General features: G+C 50.8%; 18 protein-coding genes. 4 read left to right on the forward strand and 14 right to left on the reverse strand.

Features of this window, described 5'->3' with window-relative positions; genetic code table 11:
* Nucleotides 1-146: 146 nt before the first annotated feature.
* The gene (locus ADINL_RS15805) at nucleotides 147-2132 is read left to right on the forward strand and encodes a diguanylate cyclase (protein WP_051632462.1); all 1986 of its coding nucleotides are present in this window, start codon (nucleotides 147-149) and stop codon (nucleotides 2130-2132) included.
* Here the strand turns inward: ADINL_RS15805 and ADINL_RS01470 are convergent.
* Genes ADINL_RS01470 through ADINL_RS01490 form a run of 5 tightly spaced genes read right to left on the reverse strand, consistent with a single transcriptional unit; the run spans nucleotide 2121 to nucleotide 6722 of the window.
* Nucleotides 2121-3365, reverse strand: coding sequence for a sensor histidine kinase (locus ADINL_RS01470; RefSeq protein ID WP_036543012.1), 1245 nt, complete (start codon nucleotides 3363-3365; stop codon nucleotides 2121-2123). The genes ADINL_RS15805 and ADINL_RS01470 overlap by 12 nt on opposite strands.
* The gene (locus ADINL_RS01475) at nucleotides 3362-4417 is read right to left on the reverse strand and encodes an HDOD domain-containing protein (RefSeq protein WP_036543015.1); all 1056 of its coding nucleotides are present in this window, start codon (nucleotides 4415-4417) and stop codon (nucleotides 3362-3364) included. Before ADINL_RS01475 ends, ADINL_RS01470 begins: the two co-directional genes overlap by 4 nt.
* A 13-nt stretch (nucleotides 4418-4430) precedes the next feature.
* Nucleotides 4431-5726 (reverse strand): sensor histidine kinase, encoded by a 1296-nt coding sequence (locus ADINL_RS01480; protein ID WP_036543018.1) that lies wholly within the window; start codon nucleotides 5724-5726, stop codon nucleotides 4431-4433.
* A gap of 4 nt (nucleotides 5727-5730) precedes the next feature.
* A complete protein-coding gene (locus ADINL_RS01485) occupies nucleotides 5731-6363 on the reverse strand; it encodes a chemotaxis protein CheC (protein ID WP_036543021.1) in 633 nt (210 codons plus the stop codon).
* On the reverse strand, nucleotides 6360-6722 hold the full coding sequence (locus tag ADINL_RS01490; protein WP_036543024.1) for a response regulator: 363 nt from the start codon (nucleotides 6720-6722) through the stop codon (nucleotides 6360-6362). The genes ADINL_RS01485 and ADINL_RS01490 overlap by 4 nt, the downstream gene beginning before the upstream one ends.
* Nucleotides 6723-6843: 121 nt before the next feature.
* On the opposite strand from ADINL_RS01490, the gene nosR reads away from it, so the two are divergent.
* The 3 genes from nosR to ADINL_RS01505 all read left to right on the forward strand — a co-directional run bounded on the left by nosR (nucleotide 6844) and on the right by ADINL_RS01505 (nucleotide 10754).
* Nucleotides 6844-8184, forward strand: coding sequence for a response regulator c-di-GMP phosphodiesterase, NosR family (gene nosR, locus ADINL_RS01495; protein WP_084154339.1), 1341 nt, complete (start codon nucleotides 6844-6846; stop codon nucleotides 8182-8184).
* Nucleotides 8185-8269: 85 nt separating this feature from the next.
* On the forward strand, nucleotides 8270-8794 hold the full coding sequence (locus ADINL_RS01500; protein WP_036543030.1) for a putative pterin-binding protein: 525 nt from the start codon (nucleotides 8270-8272) through the stop codon (nucleotides 8792-8794).
* A 55-nt stretch (nucleotides 8795-8849) separates the two neighbouring features.
* Nucleotides 8850-10754 carry an ATP-binding protein gene (locus ADINL_RS01505; protein ID WP_051632463.1) on the forward strand — a complete coding sequence of 635 codons (1905 nt, stop codon included), beginning with the start codon at nucleotides 8850-8852 and terminating at the stop codon, nucleotides 10752-10754.
* Nucleotides 10755-10823: 69 nt separating this feature from the next.
* Here the strand turns inward: ADINL_RS01505 and ADINL_RS01510 are convergent, their stop codons facing one another.
* The 9 genes from ADINL_RS01510 to ADINL_RS01550 form a co-directional block, all read right to left on the reverse strand.
* Nucleotides 10824-11222: a response regulator gene (locus ADINL_RS01510; protein WP_051632464.1), complete on the reverse strand. Its 399-nt coding sequence runs from the start codon at nucleotides 11220-11222 to the stop codon at nucleotides 10824-10826.
* Nucleotides 11223-11227: 5 nt separating this feature from the next.
* Complete coding sequence (locus ADINL_RS15810) at nucleotides 11228-12649, reverse strand: diguanylate cyclase domain-containing protein (RefSeq protein WP_084154340.1); 1422 nt, start codon at nucleotides 12647-12649, stop codon at nucleotides 11228-11230.
* Between the two features lie 217 nt (nucleotides 12650-12866).
* Nucleotides 12867-13184: a high-potential iron-sulfur protein gene (locus ADINL_RS01520; RefSeq protein WP_036543033.1), complete on the reverse strand. Its 318-nt coding sequence runs from the start codon at nucleotides 13182-13184 to the stop codon at nucleotides 12867-12869.
* Nucleotides 13185-13422: 238 nt separating this feature from the next.
* On the reverse strand, nucleotides 13423-14385 hold the full coding sequence (locus ADINL_RS01525; protein ID WP_036543036.1) for an SPFH domain-containing protein: 963 nt from the start codon (nucleotides 14383-14385) through the stop codon (nucleotides 13423-13425).
* Between the two features lie 29 nt (nucleotides 14386-14414).
* Nucleotides 14415-14828 (reverse strand): NfeD family protein, encoded by a 414-nt coding sequence (locus ADINL_RS01530; protein WP_036543039.1) that lies wholly within the window; start codon nucleotides 14826-14828, stop codon nucleotides 14415-14417.
* A 38-nt stretch (nucleotides 14829-14866) separates the two neighbouring features.
* A complete protein-coding gene (locus tag ADINL_RS01535) occupies nucleotides 14867-16066 on the reverse strand; it encodes a multidrug effflux MFS transporter (RefSeq protein WP_036543041.1) in 1200 nt (399 codons plus the stop codon).
* Between the two features lie 102 nt (nucleotides 16067-16168).
* Complete coding sequence (locus ADINL_RS01540) at nucleotides 16169-17251, reverse strand: lipocalin-like domain-containing protein (protein WP_051632466.1); 1083 nt, start codon at nucleotides 17249-17251, stop codon at nucleotides 16169-16171.
* Complete coding sequence (locus ADINL_RS01545; RefSeq protein WP_161667720.1) at nucleotides 17241-19724, reverse strand: ABC transporter permease; 2484 nt, start codon at nucleotides 19722-19724, stop codon at nucleotides 17241-17243. Before ADINL_RS01545 ends, ADINL_RS01540 begins: the two co-directional genes overlap by 11 nt.
* Complete coding sequence (locus ADINL_RS01550) at nucleotides 19691-20344, reverse strand: ABC transporter ATP-binding protein (RefSeq protein WP_036543044.1); 654 nt, start codon at nucleotides 20342-20344, stop codon at nucleotides 19691-19693. Before ADINL_RS01550 ends, ADINL_RS01545 begins: the two co-directional genes overlap by 34 nt.
* Between the last annotated feature and the right edge of the window lie 100 nt (nucleotides 20345-20444).

Below are 20444 nucleotides of genomic sequence, written 5' to 3' on the forward strand. Positions count from 1 at the left end.
TAATAAATAAATTCACTTCTAATAATATACTGTCGAGTTTCAAACTGTCTTCATTACCGGGTTTTATTCAGCAGATTTCATATCAGGTCAACTCGCTGGTCAGCGCAGCCCGTTATGGCCGCTTTTTTCTGTTGGCCGCTGTAGTCATGGCTTTGCTCTTTGTCGGTCTGGCAGGAGTTATTGAAAACCGTAGTCAGCAGCAACTGATGAAACAGCTGGCACTGGAGGCTGAGGGACTGCGTAATGGTTTTGAAATGTCACGCAAGGACCTGGAACTGCAAATGCTAACACTGGCATCCTTGTTGGCAGAGAATACCCGTATCCAGACACTTTTTTCTCAGGGTGTGAAGGTTCTCAGGCAGGAAGGCGGTGGCGCTGGACTGGATGAGACCGCCTTCTGGCGTCATGCCTTGCATCTTTATTTGGACTCACGCTGGCAGTTGATGCAGTCAGAATATGGCCTGCGCCAGTTGCAGTTTCATGTCAGCCCGGGTGTAACATCCTTTTTACGGGTCCATGATCCGGGTAGTTTTGGTGACCAGATGTCAGGCATCCGTCCCATCATCGAAGATGTGCTGAATGATCAGCAGTATCGAAGTGGCTTTGAAACCGGACGGATTTATTCCGGGATTCGAGGGGTGGTGCCTGTTTGGTTTAATCCACCTGGAAAACCCCGTGAATTTATCGGTGTACTGGAGGCAGGCACGTCGTTTGATCAGCAGTTACTGCGTCTGGATCAACAGTACGATGCCGGTTTTGCTGTGTTACTGCGACGTGATCATGTCGAACAGCAGGTTTGGCAGCAACATCAGCATCGCAATGGCCTTCAGTTACCTGATACATGCAGCTGTTATATTGAAGCCAGTTCGCGTCCTGAAATTGTTGAGTGGTTATCTCAAGAAATTTTTCCCGCTTACACGGATCAAACCCTTCAGTCAGCACTCGTGAAGTCGGCGACTCAGACGCTGCATGTGATGCGCTTTCCCTTATCCGACTACGCCGGATTACGGGAGCAGGGACAACCGGTTGGTTCGGTGTGGATTTGGCAGGACAAAAGTGCTCTGGTCGCAGGGATTCAGCTTGATCAGCTGCGTAACCGGGTATTGTTGCTACTGGTATACCTTGTGGCATTGGGATTGTTACTGAGACTGCTGCAGCTGACCCGGCGACGCCTGCAATGGCGTATCGACCAGGCCGTAGCGCAACAACTTGCCACGGCCCAGGCACTGGAGGCCAGTGAGCAGCGATATGAAAATGCGCTGGGGGCGATCAATGATGGTCTATGGGAAGCGGATTTACATACAGGGCAATTGCACTGGGATCAACGTTGCTTCTCCATGCTTGGCTACGCCGAGACCCGGGCACTGTGTGTCGATGACTGGTATGCACAGATACATCCGGATGATCTTCGCTATGTGCAGGAGGTTATTCAGGAGCATCTTCTGAATCATCAGCCTTACCGGATTGAGTATCGGTCTCGCTGTGCCGATGGCGGCTGGCTATGGCTAGAAGGGCGAGGCAAAGTGACACAGTGGCACAATGACGAACCCTGGATCATGACCGGTACAGTGACAGATATCTCGGCACGCAAGCATGCTGAAAATGAACTGCGTCGGTTATCGGTGACCGATAGCCTGACCGGGTTATATAATCGCCGCTATTTCTTCAAGCGCTTATCCGCTCTGCTATCGGCCTGTCAACGTAATCACCGACCTGTGGCCGTCGTGATGCTGGATATTGACCATTTCAAACAGGTGAATGATCAATATGGACATGCCTGCGGTGATCAGGTGTTGTGTGAGGTGTCTGTCCGGATTCAGTCTCTACTGCGCCAGGCGGATGTATTGGCCCGGCTGGGTGGCGAGGAGTTTGCCATTTTGTTAGCGGATACAGAGACAGATGGGGCGCTTGAGCTTGCTGAGCGTATTCGTGTAGCGGTATCGGCTCAATTGATCAGGATTGGCGAGCAAAAGCTGACTGTCACGCTCAGTATGGGTGTCAGTCAGGTGCAGAGATCGGATCAGAGTGCTGATGCAGTCATGCATCGAGCGGACAGTGCCTTGTACCGAGCCAAACATGCCGGACGTAATTGTGTCATGACGGATAGTATTCAATCGGAATCAGTTCAGTGATACCAGCGGTAGCTTGACCTTGAAGCAGGCACCACCTTCCTGACGGTTGCAGGCCTCTATCTTTCCTTCAGCCCGTTTGAGAATCTGATAGACCAGTGACAAACCCAGGCCAGTTCCTTTCCCGGGGGGCTTTGTCGTAAAGAAGGGATCAAAAATCCGCTGCAGATGCTTGTCGGGAATTCCCGGGCCATTATCCTGTATTTCAACGCAGCCGGTCTGGCCTTCACGGTAGGTGATAATATCCAGGTTTGCGCAAGGGCCCGCAGCATCCATGGCGTTGGCCAATAAGCTATGCAGGATTTGCAGTAAATCCGCTTTGTCTATATTCACCTCCAGTGCAGGGTTGCACAGGTGTGTCTGTATTGTTCCCTGAAACAGGGGCATATCATCAAACGGAGTCAGAACTTCCTGAATGACCTCTTCCAGCTGAGTGCTGTTTTTTGTGATGCTGTTTCCCGTATCAGACAGGTTGATCAAGCCACTGATGATAGTCTGGATTCTATCGATGCCTTCCTGAACGTCCTGAAGCAGTTCTGGACTATCCTGACGTATTTCTGCCCACTCCAGGGTCTGTTCCAGTTGCCTGGCCTGGTGTTGCAGTTGTTCCTGCCCAAGCAGTTCAGACATGCTGTGCTGTAAGGTGAACAGGTTATCGATATAGTATTTTAAAGTTTGCATATTGGCCTTAATACAGGACAGAGGGTTGTTGATCTCATGTGCGACTCCGGCAGCCAGCAGCCCGATTGATGCCAGCTTTTCGCTTTGCAATAGTTGCGCCTGTGCTTCACTGAGTTGTTCAATCAGGCGTCGCTGCTCTGCCTGGGATTGCAACAGGGCCTGTTCACGACAGGAATCCCTCAGTCCGTAGCGTACTCTTTGCAACAACAGCCTCAGATTAATCGGTTTGGTAATGAAGTCAGATGCGCCCAGTTCGAACGCCCGATTAATGGATTCATGATCATCACGACCCGTCAGCATAATGATCGGGATATGACGTCCTTTTTCGCTGTGTCTCAAGGCCTCACAGCATTCAAAGCCATCCATCACTGGCATATTGACATCCAGGAGCACCAGATCGACGGAGTGCTGCTGAAATGCCAGTATGGCCTGATAGCCGTTTTCTGTGGCAATGACCTGATAGCCTGCCTGAGTGAGGCCCTGGCGTAATATCAGGCGGGTGGTCGCAGTATCTTCAACGATCAGCACAGTAGTCGGTAACATCGAGGGCTTCATAAGCAGACTTCCTGATGAGATATTTTCTGGTGGACCCGCTGTAGCAGATAGGCCGGATGAAAGGTTTTCGTCTCTTGTGGGTCCTGGTACTGTCTCAGAATCGCCTCTGCAATCTCTTGATCCATATCCCACAGTAGCAGTAATCCTGCACCAAGATGAACATGTCGCTGGCTTAAAAACTCCGGGTTAAGTGGCGCGGTCTGATCGGTATGCAGGTATTCCAGCAAGCGGATCTGTTTACCCAGATTATGCAGTAAGGCAGCGATGATGACCTGATTCCGTTGTCTGGGTGACAGAGCCATTTCAGAGCACATTTGGCTCGAATGGTGAGCGAGAGCCTGTGCCTCCTCGATCAGCTGATTTGCGACGGGATGATTGTATGCCATGAGTTGTTGACGCACAGATAGCATCATGATCAAGTGATTCAGCGTATCCAGTCCCAGACGCATCAGGGCTGTTTTCAGATCTTCAGTGCTGGATTGAAAGCCGAATATGGGTGAATTGGCCCAGGTCAGAATACGTGTCAACAGTGCCGGGTCTTCCAGTATTTTATCCGCAATAGTTTGCAGATCAGGGGTTTCTTCGGCCAGCGCACGGGTGATTGAAAGCATGATTTCCGGTCGATTGGGCAATCCTGTCAGCTGTCCCAGCAATCTTCGCTCGCTATGCTCCAGCTGCAGTGATGACAGGTGTTGCAGGCAGTCATAAATGGACTCCAGATCAGACTGATTGAACGGTTTGATCAGTATGCGATGGCAATACTGCAGTGCGTCCAGTAACGGAGCCTGCTCTGAGATACCGGACATCAGAACACGTATCGAGTGAGGATGCAGGGTGGCCATCTGTTGTAATAACTCGCGGCCATCACCATCCTGCAGTTTCAGGTCAGCGATCAGTGCATCCGGTTGTAAATTCATCAGTTGATGCTGGAGTATTTCCGCCGATGTGAATCCGGAAATCCGGCACTCAGGGTACAAGCGGCGAAACTGCCGCTGCAATGAATGGACAATAGCTTCTTCATCATCGCAAATAACCAGGTGAAAAGGTAACATCTTGACGCTCCTGTCATACGCATACTGTGTGTTCTGTTCGCTTTGGTGTTACGGGCAACTTGATCAGAAATGAAGTGCCTTCACCGGGTGCACTGGTAACCTGTATGTTGCCTTGATGTGCCTGGATGATGCCGTAGGAAATCGACAGACCGAGTCCGGTGCCCTGACCGACGTCTTTGGTGGTGAAGAAAGGGTCGAATATTTTTGCCTGTATCTCGGCTGGAATACCCTTGCCATTATCGGTAATGCGGATGGTGATGCTTTCCGAGCCGGTTTCATGGCGTGTCTGGATAACAATCCTGCCATGCTTGTCGATAGCCTGGGAGGCGTTGACCAGCAGATTCAGAAATACCTGGTTGAGTTGAGCCGGAAGACAGAGCACGGAGGGCAGCTCGCCATAGTCCCGCACAATTTCATCGACACTGTATTTTAATTCGTGATTGACAATTTTCAGCGTGGACTCAAGCCCCTGATGAATGTCGGCTTGCTGCCATTCGGCACTGTCGAGTCGGGAAAAATCCCGCAATGAGGTGGTGATATCCTGAATACGCTGGGTGCCATCCAGCGTTTCAGCAAGTATCTCTGGCAGTTCATCCTGAATATAACCGATATCCAGAGAAGCTTTATATTGGTTGAATTGTGTTTTCAGTGCCTCGTCATCAATATGTTTTATCAGTCCTTCAACTGACTGGCTCAACTCGATCAGCTTGCGGGTGTAATCCTGCAAGCACTCCAGGTTTGATTTGATAAAGCAGACAGGGTTATTGATTTCGTGCGCAACCCCGGCTGCGAGCTGGCCCACTGCGGCCATTTTTTCAGACTGAACCAGTTGTGACTGCGCTTCTTCAAGTTGCTGATTCAGTTTTTGTAATTGTCGATGTTCTGCATTGAGTTTTTTCAGCGTGCTGGCCAGTTTCATTTGGGACAGTGCGGTTTGTGTCGTATCCTGTACAATCAGTCCGATCAGGTGGCGTTGATCGAAATGGCCCAGATAGGCAAGAGAACAACTCTGATACATCAGTTCGTGTGTGCCGGTGATTGGACGTGTTTCCATCAGATTTAACAGGTGTGGTCGATATTGCCAGCTGGTAAATGAGGTGTTGTGGAACATTACTACGGATTCGACCCGTTTTCTGAACCAGTCTTCAGGAATCTCCGGAAACTGGCTGAACAGAGAGACGCCAGTTCGTGGTTCATGTTTGTGGTTATCGCGGATGAAATTATTGGCATAAAGCAGAGTGCACTGTTCATCCAGTACTAAAATACCCACATTGAGTTGATTGAGTATCTGTTTGTAGACAGTGTTCATGGCATTACTCCAGCAACAGATCAATACAGCTAAATAACTTGTCGATGTAATGTTCCGGCATACAGATGAGAATATCGGATGTCATAGACATGGTCTGGACACTAAAGCCTATTTCCATCATTAAGGCCTTGACCCAGACAGATGAGGGGTTGAGCAGTATGGCTGTTACATCGTTATGTCGATCAATCAGGGCCGGTGCACCAAAATCGATACGAATGTTCAGCTGCTCAGCGACACCTCTGAGACAGGCACCACCCAGTATATTTGTGATTTCAAGCAGCAGTTCGTGTTGCCAGCGCTGGGTATCAACCCTGGAGTAGGCAAGGCTTTGTCCAATGACCTCGTACTGGGTGCCCTGCTCATAACACACCAGAATTTCACCCTTCAGATACCCAAAAAAAGGTTGGCAGATGATTGCTCCTTTTGGGACACGCTTCATCGCCGCCTTTAAATCCTGTACCCGGCTTTTTTCCACCCAGTGCATCTGTGGAACTGACAGATGAACGCGGTCATTCACCAGGCTGGCCAAAGAGTCTGCTGCCTGGCCCATGGAAATATTAAAAATTTCCTGTAGAGCATCCTGTCTGAGCTCATTCAACTCATTTGGCTCATTGGCTATTAATGAATTCTGCGTCATAGCAAGCCCACCTGTATTAGCGTGTCGGTCAATTTTTCCCGTGAGACAGGTTTGCTGATAAAGGCCAATGCGCCCAGACTCAGTGCCTTTGATTGAACTTCCGGCTGGAAGTCCGCACTGATGACGATGACGGCTGAGGTTAACTGCTCTTTTTGCAGCCGTTCAAGTACTTCAAGTCCATCCATGATTGGCATGGTCAAGTCCAGAAACAGCACATCGGCCAGGCCGGAGCGGCATGCTTCCATGGCTTCCAGACCATGCTTGCATTGTGTGACTTCATCAGACCAGTGTTCAGGTAGTGCACGTATGACACTTTTGCGTGACATCAGAGAATCATCACAAACCGTAATTTTCATCATAGGTCACTCCTCAGGAATGCTGGGTGGTAAGCGCATTTTTTATTTGCGTTCAGTTTTAGCATAGTCTACATTAAGAAAAAACAGAAATTAAAGAAATTACGGAAATTCATCGGAGGTGGTTATGCTATTAATGACAACCGAACCCGTCAGCGCCCTGAGCTGGAAGGTGCTGTGTGTTGATGATGAATCGAGTATTTTGCGTGCCCTCAAGCGTCTGCTGCCAAAAGCAACCTACGATGTCACGATTGCTACCAGTGGTCAGGAAGGTCTTGCTGTACTTGCACAGCAACCGATTGATTTGGTGATTTCTGATATGCGTATGCCCGGGATGAGCGGTGCTGAATTTCTGGAGCAGGTCGCCAGCCTGTATCCGGATACCGTGCGTATTTTGTTGACAGGCTATTCTGATATTGAGTCTACGATTGCTGCCGTCAACCGGGGGCGTATTCACCGTTATCTGCAAAAGCCCTGGGATAGCGATGCATTGCTGGAGTGCCTGGCCCAGGAAATGGAATCCAGACGCCTGAAACGTGAAAATGAACAGTTATACCACTTGGTAGAGGCTCAAAATCAGGAGCTCAAAGAGCTGAACTCAGTGCTGGAAAAGAAAGTTGAGCAACGAACATTGCAAATACGCAAGGCATTGTCGGATCTGCAAAGCAGCCATCAGCGGGTCAAGGAGCAGGTCAGGGCAATTATTCGGGTGTTTTATAATCTGCTTTCTCTCAAAGGAACGCCTGGCAGTGCGTACACCCAGGAAGTCAGTCAGTTGTGCTGGTTACTGGGTGGTAGTCTTGAGCAAACGGATTTTGAACGTATGAATACAAAGCTGGCCGGTTTGCTGGGAGAGGTTGGAGTCTTGTGTCTGGATGATTATCTGGTGCGTAAATCCTGGCATGAGATGAATACACTGGAACGTGATCAGTTCAGGACACATGCCATACTGGCGTATCGAGCCATGTCACCGGTTCAGCATCTGTCATCAATTGCCTTATCAGTCCTGCATCAGTTTGATCGTTATGATGGCAAGGGCAATCAGCAGGGCTTGCAGGGTGAAAACCTGCCACTGGGCTCCCGAATCCTGGCAGTGGCCCGTGATTATATCTATGCGGTAAGAGGTGTATCCGCCGATGTACGTTTGAGTCGTGCAGGTGCGCTGGCCAAGTTACGAGAACAGGCTGGACTGGTTTATGATCCGGTGTTAATTGAAAAATTGCCGGATGTATTACCAAGTCTGAATCTGGATCTGCTTGAGCAGGATGAGCGTGTTGTTTCGACCTATAATCTGGTGCCCGGTATGAAGCTATCCAGAGATGTGGTGACATCGGCCAATCTGCTGCTTTTGCCTGAAGGACACCAGGTCAGTGAACACACAATCAAGCGGCTGCAAAGTTACGCCGAATCTGCAGATGAAGTGCTGCGTATTCATATCTTTTCCAGTCGTGTACGTGCGGTTGGATAAACTGGCATTGTCACTATTTCCCTTGATGTCTTACTGAATTGGATTATAATCAAAAAAAATAGAAAATTCAGAAAAGAGGTGAGTGATGCATAAACCTATCTGTGGTGTCTTCAGCAGAAACTTGCTGCTCTTCGCTATCGTGTTGTTCTCGCTGCTGGGCGGAAAAGTTGTTGCACAGACACCCGAAGGCCCTGCAGTGCTGACAATCACGGGTAAAATCAGCCAACATAATGCCGAGCAGGCGTTTGTGTTTGATCGTGCCATGCTGGAAGCCTTGCCTCAGGCAACAATAAGCACGCAAACGCCCTGGTATGATGAAGTAAGTGAATTCGAAGGGCCCCTGGCGTCGGCTATACTGGAAGCTGTTGGTGCTGATTTGAATGCAAATATGCGTGTTATCGCACTGAATGATTACAGCGCTGTCGTACCTGCCTCCGATTTTAGTGACCTGGGCGTTATTCTGGCGATGAAACGCAATGGTGATGTGTTACGTATCCGGGATAAAGGGCCATTGTTTGTAATCTATCCCTTCGATGAAAACCCTGACCTCAATTCAGAGGTATACTACAATCGATCTGTATGGCAAATTAAAGCCATTGAGCTCTACTAGGCATTGAGCTCTTCTAGAGAGCCTGTCTGTATCGATTGTTTGGGAGAAACGGGGTGTGACGCTGGAAAAACCAATTTATTTTCGTCGCACCTTCTGGTTACTGCTAGTCTGTACTCTGCTGTTTCTCGTAGCGGCTTTTTTTATTCTGTATACTATGCATGACCGTCAGCAGCAGCTGACAGAGGCCGCCCGCGAAGATGCACTTTGGGCCAGTTATCAGCTGGACCGTGAAAACCTGAAACTCTCCGCATTACTGACGCAATACGCCGTCAACCCCAGTACTGCCAACTGGCAGCATCTCGAACTGCGATTTGAAATTCTTTATAGCCGCATACAACTCCTTCAGCGTGGTGAAATAGGCCGTTTATTCGGCTACGAAGCAGGTGACCTGGCACCATTTCATCGTGAAGCAATTGATATCATTTTGTCGATGGATGATTACTTTGAGCAAGGTGCCATGGTAGTCCAGGAAAATATTGATGAAATTGTGATGCTATCAGATCGACTGGCGCAGGTAAGTGAGCGTCTGGTTGTCGATATGAAAGGATTGAGTGCTCTGCGAATCAATGAAGAGCGGACCGAACAACGTCAGATGTATGGGTACGTGACGTTATTGATAGTATTGATTACCCTGACCATGGGTATTCTGATTCTGCTGTTATTACGCCATATGGCGTTCGCCTCACAGGCGCGTATTCAGGCCGAAAGTATGGCAGAAGAGTTGAGTGTTGCGGTGATTAAGGCCGAGCAGGCCAGCCAGGCCAAATCTGAATTCCTGGCCATGATGAGCCATGAAGTGCGTACTCCCATGAATGGTGTACTGGGAATGGCCCGTCTCCTGGTGGAGACAGATTTGAATACTGAGCAGCGGCAAATGGTGAATACCTTGTATGCCAGTGCGAACGCGTTGCTGTCCATTCTGGACGACATTCTGGATTTTTCCAAATTGGAAGCTGGGCGTGCAGAGCTGGATCAGTGTGTGTTTGATCTGCGAGCGTTGAGCCAGGAAGTGGTGGGCTTGTTTCAGGCAAGCGCACAAACCAAAGGCCTTCGACTGGAGCTGGAAATATCCAGTTCATTACCCGCAGAGCTTGAAGCCGATCCAGGACGATTGCGACAGGTGCTACTTAATTTGGTAGGTAATGCAGTCAAGTTTACCGACCAGGGATCTGTTCATGTCAGACTCTCTATGCCTGCTGACAATCGCTTGCAGTGTTGTGTTGAGGATACAGGTATTGGCATGGCGCCTGAGATACTGGACAAGCTGTTCATTCCCTTCTCCCAGGCAGATTTGTCAATAACACGTCGTTACGGTGGAACCGGTTTGGGGTTGGTTATCTGTAAACGTATTATTGAATTGATGCAGGGCGAAATCCGGGTGGAGAGTGAACCTGGGCAGGGGAGCCGGTTTTACTTTGAGGTTCCGGTCAGGGTTGCCGAGAAAACAGACACGGATGAGCCAGCTTCGGACCCAGTTGTAGACCTTGCTGTAGACAGAGTCACGCCGTCTGATGCGACCCCTGTAGCGGTGACGGCTTCGCCTGTTGTGTCATCTGGCATGCCTGCTTCCAGAATATTACTGGTTGAAGATAATAAAGTGAATCAAATGGTTGCCGTCGGTCTGTTGAAAAAACTGGGATACAGTTGTGTGATTGCCAATCATGGTGAGGAAGCGCTGGAACAGTTGCAACACAGCCATTTTGATTTGGTGTTGATGGATATGCAGATGCCGGTGATGGATGGTATCACTGCAGCACGCCGAATTCGCGCGCTGGATACTGCCATTTCGGAGGTACCTATTGTGGCCGTGACTGCGAATGTGATGCCTGAAGACCGGCAAAAGTGTTTTGATGCGGGAATGAATGATTTTTTGAGCAAACCCTTTAATAAAGAGGATCTTGCACAAAAGATTGAGCGATGGTTGGGTACTCCTCTGGCTGATTCTGATTCCGTCCACTAGCCTGTTGCTGTGGGCCAAAAAATACTGATCTGTAATATTGAGGAATTTCCGGGGACAGTTATATATCAGTTAGTTATTGTGCATAATTTTTTCCAGGGTGGTTAATAAGGTGTTCACCTTGAAGGGCTTGACAATATAACCATCAGCACCTGCGGCAATAGCGCCTTCAACATCTCCTTTGCCTTGGTGGCCGGTGATCATCACTATTTTGGTTTGCGGGTGTGACTGTTTAAGGCGTTTCAGGGTTTCCAGACCGGAAATTCCTGGCATGGTAATATCCAGACAAATAAGTTCCGGCTTTAATTGCTCAGCCATAAGCAGCGCTTTTTCACCACTGTTGGACTCACCGACGACGTTTAATCCGGATTTTGTCAGGAGGGCACGCAGCAGGTTTCGAATAATAATCTGATCATCTACGATGAGTGCTCTGACAGTGCGCCGGGACGGGCGTTGTAACATGAATGTCATTTATATTAGTTCTTTGAAAATAGATGGCTGGGATCGGATGCCCAGTTGATGCGGTTTTTTCCAGCAGCTTTGGCGGCGTACATGGCGTGGTCACCGGAAGTCATTAACTGATCAAGGGTCAAACCGTCCTGGGGAAAACACGCGATACCGATACTGATTCCCAGTTTGAACTGCTGCGATTCAAATTCAATCGGATCTGCGACACAGTTCAGGATTTTATCGGTGACACTGAGTACCGCATCAATGTTGGTTACATTTTCCAGCAGGATGATGAATTCATCGCCACCAATCCGAATCACACTGTCACTGCCTCGTACTACACGACGAAAACGTTGTGCCAACTCTGCCAGGGCAATATCTCCGGCTTGATGACCATGCAGATCATTGATGTATTTGAAACCATCCAGATCCATATAGAGCAGTACCAACGGGTCGTGATGGCGTTCAGCACGCGCTACTGCTTGTTCGAATCGGTCATATAACACGATGCGGTTGGGCAGGCCTGTTAACGTATCATGTTGAGCCAGTTGACGGTATTGAGCCTGGGATGCATGCAGTCTCTCGTTCATACGCATTAACTGCCAGATCATAAAGGTAGTCAGTAAGCCAAACATTCCACCTATGCCCCTGGCTGTCCAGACCAGTCCGTTACCCGATTGTGGTTGATGCCTGTCAGGCAAGGCCGCCATCTCCCATTTGCCATTCAGAACACTGATATAGCTGTTAAATACACCTGACATTTCGAAGAGCGCGGGATCACCATAAAATACAATACCTTCTGCTCCTGTACCCTCCCGACTACGCAAGGCGATCTCCAGACCCAGTGCGGGATTGAGAAGGCCAGAAAGCTCCAGGATACGGCTGAAGTCGATAGGTGTACTCATCATGCCCCAGTACACCGGATCGGCAGTATCACTATCCAGGTAAATGGGGACACGGTGGATGACGGCAACGCCTCCTTGAGCCAATTCATAGGGGCCAGCCAGAATGGGTTTGCCTGAGGTGAGCATCTGGCGTGTGGCTTCTCCCTGGGTAGGATGATTAAGCAGATCCAGCCCGAGTGCTGCTTCATTCCCTTCCAAAGGATAGACATAACGAATCACATTGCCTGGAGCCAGGGTGATATTGCGGATAAGACTATTTTGCTGAATTAACTCATGGCTGATCTGGGCGAAGAAATCCTGACTGATAACGCCGGTAGAGCTGACAAAAGCAATCAGTCCGGCGGTCAAATTGATTGCGCCGTTAAATGCCCCTTCGATGTTGGCTCGAATTTCTGCCAGACGTTCAATTTGAACGGCGCGTTGCTGTTCCTGCAGCGTTTGCTGGTACAGACTGGTCATGGTGAAAAAAACCAGTGTGACCATGAGCCCTATGACCGGCGCCAGAACATAACGAAGCAAACGCGGCATGGAAGCTGGCTTCATACAAGAATTCTCTGACAAAATGAAGCGCACATACTAAATTCCGATTTAAAACAAAAGTCCCGAACTTCAGTATAGTTTTTGCGCCGCAGCAGGACAACTCCGTATTCGGAGTGTCGTTTTATAAAGAGAAGCTATTGATACATAAAACCCCTGATGTATCAATTACCTCAGGGGTTTTTAGATGGATCTCTGAAAGTTTCAGGCGTACGAAAAGGTATTAACCTGGACGCTTAACCCAAGACTGACACCAGCCTTTTGCTTCAACAGAGAAGCCCTGGAACAAGGTACAGCCGTTGGTATTAGGCTGCCAGAACATGCAGTTGTCGCAGTAAGCATCTTCTTTGAAGGCTGGATGGTCAGCTGCATCTGCAGCCACTTTAACATAGTTCAATGCTTTGGCGTTTGGAGCATCTTCACTCAGTGGTGGCAGTGTTGCTGCAAAGGTTTTGGATGTCAGAACACCCATGCCCATTGGCAGGGCTGCCAAACCGAATAAACCTTTCTTCAAAAAACCACGACGGCTAGAATTTGCCATAGATATACCCTTTTCATTGACGGTTGAACCCGTGCCAATTCTAACGATCAGCTATCAGGCTTTAGGTTGATTCGCATATTAGAACTCTCTTTAGTGGGGAGTGCAATGATACAAATCAAGAATCAACTCTGTGACTACAAACATTTGCGTCAGTTCCCTGACGCCATGCCCGCTGTACAGATGTCACCCGATCAGATCTTACGTGTGATCGGGTGAACAGGATCTGAACCAGTCGTAATTATCCAGCTTTCCCCTGTGTTTGTTGCAGCAATTGTTGCAGTGAACCCACCGCGCCGAGGACGCTGGACGATTCAAATGGCAGGAATACACGATCACCTTCTTTGGCAATATTCGGCAGTGTATTCAGGTATTCGAGGCCCATCAGGTAACCAATGACCAGCTCCGGATCAATACGGCCATCTGCGGCAGCCATGATCTGGTTAATCGCCTCGCGTTCACCTTCAGCACGGAGAATTGAAGCGGTTTTGTCACCTTCAGCAACCAGAATCGCCGATTCTTTTTCACCTTGAGCACGTGCAATAGCCGCTTCACGCTCACCGCTGGCTTGCAATACCATTGCACGTCGCTCTCGTTCGGCAGTCATCTGTTTGCGCATGGCATCTTCAACATCACGGGGAATGTCGATATCCTGAATTTCTACACGGGTGACTTTGACTCCCCATTTGTTACCCGCATCATCCATGACGATCTGAAGTTTGTCGTTGATCTCCTGGCGCGATTCAAACAGCTTGTCCAGTTCCATTTTGCCCACTTCAGAACGTAGTGACGTTTTCGCCAGGATTTCAATGGCCTGTACCAGATTCTCGGCCTGATACACAGCACGTTCCGGATCGATGACCTGAAAATAAAGAGCTCCATTGACCATCACGCTGACGTTGTCGCCCGTAATCACAGCTTGTCCCGGAAAATCGAGTACTGTTTCACGGCGATCAATCCTCGTTTCTTCAACGACCACCGCGACTTGCTCATTGTTGATGACCTGATAGCGGCGCATTTTGATGGAGCGGGGCTGATCCACAAACGGGATGATCCAGTTAATACCCGGTTCAAGGGTTTTGTGATAGGAGCCAAGCCGTTCGATGACGACCGCTTCAGACTGTTGAACGATCATTAATCCCTTAATGACCAGGATGATAACCATAGCGGCTATCACCAGAGCAATCACTAACATCGCATCCATTGAGTTATTCCTTTTGGTTTGACGATAAATTAATCGACCAGAGCCGTGATGCCATCAAATCCGGTTACCGTGACACGGTTACCGGGTGTGAGTTCACGGCCACTGTTCGAGCGAACAAAATAGGTATCATTTTCGATTTTGACTTTGAGTTGGCCGTTTTGATCCAGTAGAAGTAACCCTTCAAGTTCACGGTTTTCACCAGCCAGTGCGCTGCGACGACGAGAGGGCGCCCAGTGACGCAGGGTTTTACGTAGCCAGGGAGCGAGAACCGCTGCGGCCAGGGCAAATACCAGCCACTGCACCGATGAAGGTACATTGAAAAGCGCTGCGAACATGCCAATCAGGGCAGCCAGCCCCAGAGCAAAGGCAAAAAAGCCGGTGCCCAGCAGTTCCAGGATCATTAAAAAGAGTGCTGCCAGTAGCCAGAAATGCCAGGGTTCCATCAAGTATCCTCAATCCTTAGGGTCTGCTTTATATCAGTCTAGCGTGTATCTGTGGTGGTTGCCTGATTGCGGTGCAACAGCGTGCGCAGCGTAATACCGACCAGCACCGAGCCTGTCATGACGGCGATCATCGGCAGAGGAGAGCCATCACCCAGTAACCCGATCAGCGCACCAGACAGGCCGCCCAGTGCAAAACCGGTCGCACCGACCATTGCTGTCGCCGTAGCGGCACTTTGCGGGAAAAACTCAATGGTACTGGCCATGCCGTTCGAGATGATAAAGCCCTGCAGGCCGATAAACAACATAATACCGGGAACCAGCTGCCAGAGCTGGATTTCACCCAGCCAGATAATGCTCAACAGGCTGCAGCCGATTAATCCCTGTGTCCATTGAGCGAGCATCAGCAGACGTTGCGGGGTAAAGCGATGCACGATGCGGATATTAATCTGGTTACAGATCAACAACACGACGACGTTGGCACCAAACAGTAGTGGAAAGGTGGCTGCACTGGCGCCGAAGTGTGCCATATAGACGCCGGAGGAACCGGTGATAAATGCAAACATGGCCGCGTGGCTGAATGCGACTGCGACCAGAAAGCCAAGTGCACGGCGATGTCGTATCACTTGCAGGTATCGGCGAAGTGGTGAGATAGCTGGCAGGTCCGGTACCTGTCGGGTTTCCGGCATTTTATACGCCAGCGTCAGCAGCAGCGTCAGGGTGTAGACCAGCAATACCAGAAAGATACTGCGCCAGCTACCCAGGTGCAGCATGACACTGCCGAGCACTGGAGCCAGCATCGGTGCAACCATCATGATCGCTGCAATACGGGACATGGCGCGGGCACTGTCCGCACCTCTGAACAGATCACGGACAATGGCAGCCGAGTTAACCACACTGACACCACCGCCAAAGGCCTGGATAAAGCGTGCAACCCAGACAGTTTCCACCTGCGGACTGAGCAAAATGCCCAGCGTGCCGATGCCGAACAACGTCAAGCCGGTAAAAATTGCGGCTCGACGGCCATAATGATCCGAAAAAGGGCCGCCTGCGAGCTGGCCAAGTGCGAAACCTGCCAGAAACAGACTGACGGTCAATTCAATGGATTGTACGGAAACGTTCAGATCCGCTGCCATGTCCGGGAACGCAGGCAAATAGGCATCTATGGCCAGTGGACCCAAAGCAGTCAACCCGGCAAGCATCCAGACAAGGCCGGGAATCGTTCGGTTTTGTGTGTGCATAATAAGAATTAAGACTGATCGGTTTAAAATTGTATCACTACTCTAACCGATTCCGGTCAGGATGTGCAGGAAAATCTATTCTGTGGAGTGTTTTCGCCTGTTTCAGTAGCCTGTCATTTCCAGATAGCCCACCCCCGAGTGACTGCCACTGAAGCGTATGGGCCCCTCCCAGTAAGCGATACCGGTTTGCATCCAGGCATCCGGGTTTAATGCCTGAGTCTGAATATGGATACCCCAGTCGGCCACGGAAAGCTGCCATTCGACCGGCAACTGACGACCCGCAACGCTATGTTGACCTGTGGGCTGCATGTGTATCTGTTGCGGTTGTAGCGGATGCGGATGTCCTTCAGCATCAATATAGGTGCCGGAATAATAGTCTTCACCACGGTCATGTCTGAGACGGAACAGCATCAGCTTGTCCCCTTGGTCCAGATGCAGTGAAAACCAGTCCCACCCCTGTTGATCCGGTGACAGGGGCTGACTACTCCATTCCCGGTCCAGCCAGGCCTGCCCCTGAACCTCAAGCTGTTTGTCACCGATACGTACCTCTCCAGATGCGTGCATAAAGGGCAGGCTGATGTAGTGAGATGCCTGTCCCTGTGCGGATTTGATACTGAATCCCTGGTCTCCCTGCAGCACAGCGGGGCCTGTCTTTTGCAGTTGTAACTGATAGCCGAACTCGGGTGTTTGCAGCTCAAGGATGAACTCGGTGGCATCCTCACGGGTGGCGTAGAGTCGCCAGTGATCGATCCAGGCCTCGAAAGGTTCTTGCGTGACGCCTGCCTGACCTACACCGCCTCTGGCGTAGGTTTCGGTTGACAGGTGCTGATGTTCACGCGTGATCGCTGCATGACCCAGCCATAACTGCTGGTTTGCCCAGCCATCACGCTGTGGACCTGGTGTCAGCGCCTGGCGGAACAACGTCCACTGAATACCGAGAGGTGTACCCTGAGGATCTTCCAGATTGGCGGTGATATACCACCATTCAATTCGATAATCCGGGTGTGCCCCCAGTGCATCCGGATAGTCGATCAGGGTTTCAGGGCTGACAGTTTGAAATCCTTCAGCGGCGCTTCCTAGTCCGGCAAATCCCTGCGGGGCAGGATCAGCTTCACAACCGCTGAGTAACAGGCTGATGGGGAGTATCAGGAGCCACTGATTCCGAATATGAGGATTAATGATCATCGCGAAATCCCTGTAGTAACCGTGTCGGGCTGTACCTCGCCAGTTGGATCAGTGGCAGGGCAGCTGCTGCCAGTGCACTTCCCAGAGCGGCCAGAATCATCAGTATCCAATGGAGCGGGAAGTACTGCCAGGGCAGTGCCCAGCCAAATGCCCGGACGTTGATCAGGGTGACCAGACAGTAACTGATCAGTAATCCCAGTGGAATCGCCAGCAGGGCGGTCAGTAACGCCAGTAACAGCAGTCGCAGCAATTCATAGCCGACCAGATGTCTGCGTGATACACCACAGGCCCAGACAGGCGCGACCTGAGTCAGTCGCATACTCGAGAGCGTCAGCAGACTGCTGAACAGCGCAACAGCGGCAACACTCAGTACCAACAGATTGAGTGCCTGTGTTGCGGCAAAGGTCCGCTCAAACAGCCTCAGGGAATAGTCTTTCACGGCTTGTTGATCAAGAAGCCGGGTACCACTGAGATTGAAACTGAGTCGCAGATCATGCAGCAGGGGGTCAACTGCTTTCGGTATGACTCGCAGTGCAAAACTGCCTCGCTGAGTGTCCGGCCAATTCTGCTCCAGCGTATCCAGTGACATCAGAATCTGTCCTTTGGGATTGCCATAATCGCTGTAGATGCCAGCGAGGTAGAAGGATGACTGCATGCTTCCCGGCAGGTGCAGCCAGTCTCCGATCTGCCAGCCCTGTTGTCGCGCCAGCTGCTCATTGATCAGTACCGCGGCCTGCTCATCCAGTTGTGCCCAGGTGTTAGGCGTTGCGGCTAACAAGGGCCAATGATCCGAGTAGGTTGCATGTGGCTGGATGCCTCTGAGTTCAATTGGTTGGTTGTTGAGCTGAATGTCGGTCCTTCCTGACGGCAGAATAGCAGTAACCTCCGGGCGCTGTGTCAGCCAGTGATGGATCTGTTCTGCCTGCTCGTCATCCTCTGCTCTCAGGTATACCTCCGCCGCCAGACGTTGCTCCAGCCAGCCGGTAAACGTCAGGCGGAACCCTTCAACCATTCCGCCTACACCGATGCTGGTTGACAGTGCAAACAGCAGGGCGACCAGTGCAACTGAAAGGGGGGCGATCTGTAAGCGTGCATCGGCCCAGAACCAGAGCTGGGTCACTGAACCTGAATAATGCTGACCCCATTGCAGCAGTCTGTTCAACAGACCCGGCAGCAACAGACCTGCGCTGATAAATATCAGAGCAAGCAGCATAAAGCCACTCAGCAGGCTGTCTCCCAAAAGTGCCAGGCAGATGGCTGCCAGTGCGCAGAGCATACCGGTGATATTGAGAATGACGGGTATGCCAGGATTGCTGTGTTGCACAGCAGGCTGTTGCTTGAGCAGTTTTATCAGCGGCACCAGCGCAGTGAACAGAGTTCCACCCACGGCCATCAGCAAGCCGCTATGCCACCAGCCTCCGGGAAGCTGCAATTGAGGAGGGATGTCTGCACCATAGAGCCCAGCCAGGCTGGCCGAGACATCGGGCAGCAACAACGCCGCAATCCAGTAGCCCGCTATCAGACCCGGGATGGCAATCAGACTGCTCAGCAACAGTAGTTCGGTCATGAGCCAGCCCAGTAACTGAACCTGGCTGACGCCGCAGGCATACAAAATACGCTTGAGTGCCAGGCGTTGAGTCAGCGCCAGATGGACTGCTGAATAGACCATCATTAAACCCACCAAAAATGCCAGCAGGCTGAGGGCGGACAGGTTGAGATGAAAGCTGTCGGTCAGGCGGGCAATATCCTGATCGCTCTCCGGGTCTATCCGACGTAGCTCTGCCTGCAGGCTTTCTGGCAAAGGGGTGTTGAAGTGGCTGTCCAGTAATAACAGATGTGATAGTTGTTCAGGCTGCTGTAGCCAGTGCTGTGCCAGAGACAGGTCGGTAATTAATTCGTTATCCGCCAGGGTATTATTGATTCGCAGTTGGGGTAGCTCGCCTTCAGGATTTCTGGGAAAACCCTGTATCGGTGGATTGTCCCAAAGAGGTTGCAGTTGTTCAGCACTGGCCGGTGATAGCCAGACCTCCCAGGGTGGCGACAGGAACTGGCTGAGGGAGAAAGTAGAGGTAAAGGTATTCTGCTGTTGTGTCGATTGTTGCAGGGTAACAGGATCAAGGCCGATCAGAGTGATGACTTGTCCTGCAGGCAGGGTGATCTGTTCCTGTAGCATGGGTGTGACTGGCCAGCCGGCACGACGCAACTCGATATACTGCACCTGAGGTATCCAGAACTGTTGCTGATGTACCAGATAGGGCTGATTCAGGCGTTCAAGCTGAGAGCTGGCCTGATCGTAGCTATGGCGTGCCTGCTGGTTGAGTGCCTGTACACCACTCCAGAGTGCGGTTGCCGACAGCAGACCCAGTACCAGTGTCATTAATTGCAACGGATGACGCCGCCAGTGACTGAGCAGTGCGTGCAGTACCCAAAGATTGGTGATCACGTCAGCTGGCCCTGATGTAGCGTCAAACAACGATCCATCCGTCGAGCCAGTCGCTGACTGTGGGTCACCATCAATAAGCTGGTACCGGTTTGCTGTACCAGTGTCAGTAACAGGTCCATGACCTGATCAGCATTCTGCTCATCCAGACTGCCGGTTGGCTCATCGGCCAGTAGCAGAGTGGGCCGCGCAGCCAGTGCCCGGCCAATTGCCACCCGCTGTTGCTGTCCACCGGAAAGCTGATGGGGGTAGCGTGGCAACAACTCAGTAAGACCCAGTGTCTCAATCAGTTGTGTCAGCCTGTCAGGTTGCAGACACTTGGCCAGCCGTGCCTGAAAGGCCAGGTTATCGTGCACTGTCAGACTCGGGATCAGATTCAGCTGCTGGAATATAATGCCCAGCGCATGACGCCGCAATCGGGCTCGCTGGCTGTCGTTCATTGCCGTGACATCCTGCCCCGACAGGAGAATCTGTCCGGCATCTGCGTCTTCAAGACCTGCAATCAGATGTAACAGGGTTGATTTGCCGCAGCCAGACTCGCCCATGAGTGCTACACTTTCTCCCGAATGCACACTGAACTGCAGCCCCCGGAAAAGTTCGAGAGTGCCTTGAGGGGTCGAGTGGGACTTTGCCAGATTAGTGACCTTCAGCATGCTAATTCCTGTTCTGTCGCGGTGGTCAGGTGCGTTTTCATTGGGAAAACTGTCTGGAAAGTATACAATTCTTTCTTTTATCGAGTTGAATCGCAAGAGG

The organism is Nitrincola lacisaponensis (assembly GCF_000691225.1).
Taxonomy (GTDB): domain Bacteria; phylum Pseudomonadota; class Gammaproteobacteria; order Pseudomonadales; family Balneatricaceae; genus Nitrincola; species Nitrincola lacisaponensis.

What these genes read in the sequence shown, in the direction of transcription:
- ADINL_RS01490 (WP_036543024.1), bottom strand. Translation starts at nt 6,722, where the DNA reads ATGATGAAAATTACGGTTTGTGATGATTCTCTGATGTCACGCAAAAGT.
- ADINL_RS15805 (WP_051632462.1), top strand. Translation starts at nt 147, where the DNA reads ATGGCTTTGCTCTTTGTCGGTCTGGCAGGAGTTATTGAAAACCGTAGT.
- ADINL_RS01510 (WP_051632464.1), bottom strand. Translation starts at nt 11,222, where the DNA reads ATGACATTCATGTTACAACGCCCGTCCCGGCGCACTGTCAGAGCACTC.
- ADINL_RS15810 (WP_084154340.1), bottom strand. Translation starts at nt 12,649, where the DNA reads ATGAAGCCAGCTTCCATGCCGCGTTTGCTTCGTTATGTTCTGGCGCCG.
- ADINL_RS01525 (WP_036543036.1), bottom strand. Translation starts at nt 14,385, where the DNA reads ATGGATGCGATGTTAGTGATTGCTCTGGTGATAGCCGCTATGGTTATC.
- ADINL_RS01475 (WP_036543015.1), bottom strand. Translation starts at nt 4,417, where the DNA reads ATGTTACCTTTTCACCTGGTTATTTGCGATGATGAAGAAGCTATTGTC.
- ADINL_RS01480 (WP_036543018.1), bottom strand. Translation starts at nt 5,726, where the DNA reads ATGAACACTGTCTACAAACAGATACTCAATCAACTCAATGTGGGTATT.
- ADINL_RS01500 (WP_036543030.1), top strand. Translation starts at nt 8,270, where the DNA reads ATGCATAAACCTATCTGTGGTGTCTTCAGCAGAAACTTGCTGCTCTTC.
- ADINL_RS01470 (WP_036543012.1), bottom strand. Translation starts at nt 3,365, where the DNA reads ATGAAGCCCTCGATGTTACCGACTACTGTGCTGATCGTTGAAGATACT.
- ADINL_RS01535 (WP_036543041.1), bottom strand. Translation starts at nt 16,066, where the DNA reads ATGCACACACAAAACCGAACGATTCCCGGCCTTGTCTGGATGCTTGCC.
- ADINL_RS01485 (WP_036543021.1), bottom strand. Translation starts at nt 6,363, where the DNA reads ATGACGCAGAATTCATTAATAGCCAATGAGCCAAATGAGTTGAATGAG.
- ADINL_RS01520 (WP_036543033.1), bottom strand. Translation starts at nt 13,184, where the DNA reads ATGGCAAATTCTAGCCGTCGTGGTTTTTTGAAGAAAGGTTTATTCGGT.
- nosR (WP_084154339.1), top strand. Translation starts at nt 6,844, where the DNA reads ATGCTATTAATGACAACCGAACCCGTCAGCGCCCTGAGCTGGAAGGTG.
- ADINL_RS01530 (WP_036543039.1), bottom strand. Translation starts at nt 14,828, where the DNA reads ATGGAACCCTGGCATTTCTGGCTACTGGCAGCACTCTTTTTAATGATC.
- ADINL_RS01550 (WP_036543044.1), bottom strand. Translation starts at nt 20,344, where the DNA reads ATGCTGAAGGTCACTAATCTGGCAAAGTCCCACTCGACCCCTCAAGGC.
- ADINL_RS01540 (WP_051632466.1), bottom strand. Translation starts at nt 17,251, where the DNA reads ATGATCATTAATCCTCATATTCGGAATCAGTGGCTCCTGATACTCCCC.